Source organism: Pseudolysinimonas sp. (assembly GCF_044239695.1).
In the GTDB taxonomy this organism is placed as follows: domain Bacteria; phylum Actinomycetota; class Actinomycetes; order Actinomycetales; family Microbacteriaceae; genus Pseudolysinimonas_A.
Map to the genome: position 1 here is coordinate 1 of NZ_JBIIAW010000149.1, position 5380 is coordinate 5380.

Here is a 5380-nt window from a genome sequence, read left to right on the forward strand (position 1 = left end):
GGGGAGCGCACGTCGATCAGCGGGTTGCCGAGATGGGCGAGCACGTCCTCCTTGAAGGCGCGCAGTCGCGTGTCGTCGCGCTCGACGACGGGGTAGTCGGCGGGAGCGGGCGTGGAGGTCGCGGTCACGTAGGGGCGGCCTTCGGCTTCCCACTTCGCGCGGCCGCCATCCAGCAGGCGCACATCCTCGTGGCCGAAGAGCGAGAACACCCAGAGGGCGTAGGCGGCCCACCAGTTGTTCTTGTCGCCGTAGATGACGACCGTCGAGTCGCGGCTGATGCCCTTGCTCGACAGGAGCTTCGCGAAGCCGGCGCCGTCGAGGTAGTCGCGCACGAGCGGATCGTTGAGGTCGGTGTGCCAGTCGATCTTGACGGCCCCCTCGATGTGGCCGGTCTCGTAGAGCAGCACGTCCTCGTCGGATTCGACGACGACGAGGCCCGGGGCACCGAGGTGCTGGGCGAGCCACTCGGTGCTCACGAGGCGCTCGGGGTGGGCGTAGCCGGCGAAGGCGGGGGAGGCGTCGGTCTCGACGGTCATCGGATGCTCCTGCACGTAGAATTCAAAGCGTTGCCTCTCAGGTTAGGCAGTCGCTCCCGGGTCCGCAGACGTGCCGTAAGAGTTCGACACACGTCACCGTCTCCAGCAAGGGTTTCCATGGCCTCCATCGCGTCGCTCCTCGACCGTGCGCCCACCATGACCGGTGACGAGATCGCCGCCTCGCTCACGCCGCCGCCGCAGTTCGACGACGCCACCCTCGAGAACTACCGTCCCGACCCCGACTACCCGTCGCAGGCCGAGGCCGTCGAGCGGGTGCGGGCCTTCGCCGCGGCCTGGAAGGGCGGCGGCGGGGGACTGTTCAAGAAGAAGGCGCCCGAGCTCAAGCCCGGTCTCTACCTCGACGGCGGCTTCGGCGTCGGCAAGACGCATCTGCTCGCGGCGCTGTGGAAGCTCGCGCCGGGCCGCACGTACTTCGGCACCTTCATCGAGTACACCGCCCTCGTCGGCGCGCTCGGCTACCAGGCGACGGTCAAGCTGCTGACCGGCTCGAGCTTCCTCGCGATCGACGAGTTCGAGCTCGACGACCCGGGCGACACGATGATGATGACCCGGCTGCTCGGCGAACTGGCGGAGAAGGGCACGCGGATCGCGGCCACCTCCAACACCCCGCCGAACGCGCTCGGTGAGGGGCGGTTCGCCGCGCAGGACTTCCTGCGGGAGATCCACGCGCTGTCGGCCCGGTTCGACATCCTCCGCATCGACGGCCTCGACTACCGCCGCCGCGACGCCGAGGGCCACGCCGTCGCCCTCGCCGACGACGCCGCGCTCGACGCGGCCGCGGCAGCCCTCTCCGGCGAGGTGACGATCGACGACTTCGACGCGGTGCTGCGTCATCTCGCGACCGTGCACCCGTCGCGGTACGTGAAGCTCGTCGGCGGCCTCTCCGCGGTCGGGCTGCGCGGCGTGCACGTCCTGCAGAACCAGACGGATGCCCTGCGCTTCGTCGCCGCGGTGGACCGGTTGTACGACCGACAGGTGCGCGTGCTCGCCACGGGGGTCCCCCTCGACCAGGTGTTCGGTGACGACATGCTGGCCGGCGGTTACCGCAAGAAGTACCTCCGCGCGATCTCGCGTCTCATCGCCCTGACGGCCGGTTCCGCGGAGTAGTCGGGCACCCTCGGCGACGCGCAGCGGGGTTCCGTTGCGCACCGCGCACTTTTCCTGCGTCCGTAGCACGATTTCGCAGCGAATCGGATGGCCTGCGAAACACGATGTTTACACGCTCGTGCCGTGTGTAACGTTCGCGAAACATCTACACAGTGCCCCGGTAACGTCCCGCCGACAGACTGGCCCCCGTACCCGAGGTTGCAAGTCCCCTCTCCGAGCGCGACGTCCAACGGTGCGACTTCTGCAAATTCCTAGAGAGGTTTGACATGGATCAAGGCAACACGGCCTTCCTTCTGCTCGCCGCCGCTCTCGTCCTTCTGATGACCCCGGGACTCGCGTTCTTCTACGGCGGTCTCGTGAAGGCGAAGAGTGTCATCAGCATGATGATGATGAGCTTCGGCGCGATCGGCCTGATCGGCGTCCTGTGGGTGATCTACGGCTACGCGATCGCCTTCCCGACGATCGAGGGCACGGCTTCGCTGCCGTGGCTCTTCGACCCCGCGAACATCCTGCTCAACGCGGCCACCGACGACGCCGTCGTCACCGGACCCGCCGGGGCGTACCCGACGCTCGCCTTCGTCGCCTTCCAGGCCACGTTCGCGATCATCACGGTCGCGCTCATCTCGGGCGCCATCGCCGACCGGGCCAAGTTCGGCTCGTGGATGATCTTCGCCGGTATCTGGGCGACGGTCGTCTACTTCCCGGTCGCCTCGTGGGTCTTCAACTTCGGCCTCGGCGCCGATGAGGCCGGCAACGGCATCTTCAGCTACGGCGGATGGATCACCAACGGTCTCGAGGACGTCCTCGGCGTCGGCGCGATCGACTTCGCCGGTGGTACCGCGGTGCACATCAACGCCGGTGCGGCGGCCCTCGCCCTCGCCCTGGTCCTCGGCCGTCGCGTCGGCTTCGCGAAGGGTGCGCACACGCCGCACAACCCGCCCTTCGTGCTCCTCGGCGCGGGCCTGCTGTGGTTCGGCTGGTTCGGCTTCAACGCCGGATCGGAGCTCGCCGCCGATGGCTACGCGTCGCTCGCCTTCATCAACACGATCGTCGCCCCGGCCGCCGCGCTGTTGGCCTGGATCATCGTCGAGAAGATCAAGGACGGCAAGTCGACCTCCGTCGGCGCCGCCTCGGGTGCCGTCGCCGGTCTCGTCGCGATCACGCCGGCGTGCGCGAGCCTGACCCCGGGCTGGGCCATCGTGCTCGGCATCCTCGCCGGTGTCATCTGCGCCCTCGCGGTGGAGCTGAAGTTCAAGCTCGGCTTCGACGACTCGCTCGACGTGGTGGGCATCCACCTCGTCGGTGGTCTCGTCGGCACCCTGTTCCTGGGCTTCTTCGCCACGGGCACCGGCCTCCTCGAGAGCGGCTCGTTCGCGCAGCTCGGCGCCCAGGCGATCGCTGCCGGTGCGGTGCTGGTCTACTCGTTCGTGCTCGCCTTCGTTATCGGTTTCATCATCGAGAAGACGATCGGCTTCCGCGTCAAGAACGAGGACGAGGTCGCCGGTGTGGACCTGGTCGTGCACGGCGAAGAGGGCTACGTCCTCGACGCCAAGTAAGACCAGCTAGGTCCGCGGACATGTCCGCGCGGGGCGCCGTTCCTTCGGGAGCGGCGCCCCGTACCTTTGCGTCATGACCCCGCTCTTCGTCGCGATCTCGTTCGCGGCCGGCGCGTTGGCGACGCTCGCGATCTTCCAGCTCGTGCGACCGGTGTTCGGCGGGCGGATGGTGTGGCCCGCGCTCGTCGCGGCGGTGCTCACGACGTCGGTGACGAGCATCCTCGGTCTGCTCACCGGGGCGGCTCGCCTCGACTATCTGCTCGCCCTTTCGGCGTTCACGCTCCCGGTGCTCGTGCTGCTCGAAGCCGCCGCCATCGCGTCGGGCGCCGACCGTCTCGCGCGCTGGGTGCTGATGCTCGGCTGGGGGCTCGTCGTGTTCCCGGGGGCCGCGCTCATCCCGCTGATCGTGACCGCGCCGTGTCGCTTCACGGGCTGCGGCTTCGAGGACTTCGGCGGCGCCCTGCCGCTGTTCGTCTCCGCGTCCGCCTACGTGCTGCTCGCCTGGTCGCCCCCGGGCGCGGTCCCGGTGTCGCCGGTGCGGGGTAGTGAGGCGATCGCCGGCGTGCTCGGCTTCTGGTTCGCGTTCGCGATCTGGTTGACCAGCCTGGAAGCGGCACCGGATGCCTACATCCCGCGCATCCTGCTCGCCGGCGTCGTCGGACCGGCGGCGGGCGCGCTCGGCTGGTTCCTGGTCGACAAGGCCAAGGCGATCGGGCGCCCCGCCATCCGCTCCCTCGGGTTCGGATTCTTCGCCGGGATCGCGGCGACGGCCTCGGGCGCCGTCATCGTCTCGTTTCCGTGGTCGGCGGTAGTCGGAGCGCTGGCCGGCATCGTCGCGGCCCTCATCCATGCGTCACGGCCGATCGCGGCGGGCGGCACCGCGCCGCGCTGGGGGCTCACCCTGCTCGGGGCGACGGCGGTCGGGTTCCTCGCGCCGCCGATCTCGGGTGATACCGTCGGCATCCTGTTCAGCGCGCAGGTCGGGGTGCTCGCGCCGCCGCTCGTGGCGTTCTTCGGCGTCGCGGTCGGCGCGGCGCTGGTGTCGGCGCCGGTGTGGGTGCTGCTGCGGCGGCACCAGGCTCGTCGAGAGGGGGCGGAGGAGGCCGGATGACGTCACCCGAGCCCATCAGCCGCACGGCACCGCCGCTGGCCGGTCGTGCGATCGCGAGCCAGCGCTGGAGCGACCTGACCTTCCTGCACTGGCGGGTGGATCCGGCGATCGTCGCGCCCCTGCTTCCCCCCGGCGTTCGGCCCGACGAGCACGACGGGGCCACCTGGGTGGGGCTCATCCCGTTCCTGCTCGACCAGGCGACGCTGTTCGGCAGTCCGCCGGTGCCCTATGTCGGAGCGTTCGTCGAGGTCAACGTGCGCCTCTACGGGGTCGACGACTCGGGACGCCGGGGCGTCGTGTTCCGGTCGCTCGAGGCGTCGCGACTCGCCGCCGTGCTCGCTGCGCGGGCGGTGTTCGGCCTGCCGTACCAGTGGGCGCGCACGTCGCTCACGCACGAGGGCGACGTCATCCGCTACTGCTCGCGACGCCACGGCGGCGGCCCGGCGAGTCGGGTCACGGCGCGACCGGGGGAGCGGATGGAGGCCGACCCGCTCGCCGACTTCCTCACGGCGCGCTGGGGGATGTTCACCTCCCGCGGCGGTCGCACGCGGTTCCTGCCGAACGAGCATGAGCCTTGGCCGGTGCACCGGGCGGAACTGCTCGAGCTCGACGACGAGCTGGTGGCGGCCGCGGGGCTGCCCGGGGTGACGGATCGCGCGCCCGACTCGGTGCTGTTCTCGCCCGGCGTCGTCACGCGGTTCGGCGGACCCGGTCGAGGCCCGGTCGGGGGTCGCGACTAGCCTGCCGGCATGCTCAGCGATCGCGGATTCGCCGGCGCCTCGGCGCATCGCGAGAGCCTGCGGCGCTCCGGAACCGGTGAGGCCGCCGCCTGGCGCGCGGGCGCCGTCGGCGAGGGGATCGTCGGGCGGCTGCTCGCCGAGAGCGGCGTGCGTGCGATCCACGACCGCCGCATCCCGGACTCCGACGCCAACATCGACCACCTCGCGGTGACCTCCGCCGGGGTGCTCGTCATCGACGCGAAGAACTATCGCGGGCGGCCCCGGGTCGACACCTTCGGCGGCGCCGATCCCACCCCGCGTCGGCTCTTC

General features: G+C 70.4%; 6 protein-coding genes. 5 read left to right on the forward strand and 1 reads right to left on the reverse strand.

The genetic code is table 11. The annotated features are described in order from the left end of the window. The coding region (locus ACILQS_RS15300; RefSeq protein ID WP_395640986.1) for a sulfurtransferase at positions 1-536 on the reverse strand (536 nt) is incomplete at its 3' end. Positions 537-653: 117 nt separating this feature from the next. Between ACILQS_RS15300 and zapE the strand changes: the two genes are divergently transcribed. The 5 genes from zapE to ACILQS_RS15325 form a co-directional block, all read left to right on the forward strand. Further along, positions 654-1664, forward strand: a complete 1011-nt coding sequence (zapE, locus tag ACILQS_RS15305; protein ID WP_395640987.1) for a cell division protein ZapE — start codon at positions 654-656, stop codon at positions 1662-1664. Positions 1665-1930: 266 nt separating this feature from the next. Next, complete coding sequence (locus ACILQS_RS15310) at positions 1931-3220, forward strand: ammonium transporter (RefSeq protein ID WP_395640988.1); 1290 nt, start codon at positions 1931-1933, stop codon at positions 3218-3220. 73 nt (positions 3221-3293) lie between these two features. Next, entirely contained in the window at positions 3294-4331 is a 1038-nt protein-coding gene (locus ACILQS_RS15315; protein ID WP_395640989.1) for a hypothetical protein, read from the forward strand. Next, positions 4328-5071: a YqjF family protein gene (locus ACILQS_RS15320; protein WP_395640990.1), complete on the forward strand. Its 744-nt coding sequence runs from the start codon at positions 4328-4330 to the stop codon at positions 5069-5071. Before ACILQS_RS15315 ends, ACILQS_RS15320 begins: the two co-directional genes overlap by 4 nt. A gap of 9 nt (positions 5072-5080) precedes the next feature. Continuing rightward, positions 5081-5380: nuclease-related domain-containing protein (locus ACILQS_RS15325; protein WP_395640991.1), on the forward strand; the 300-nt coding region annotated here is incomplete at its 3' end.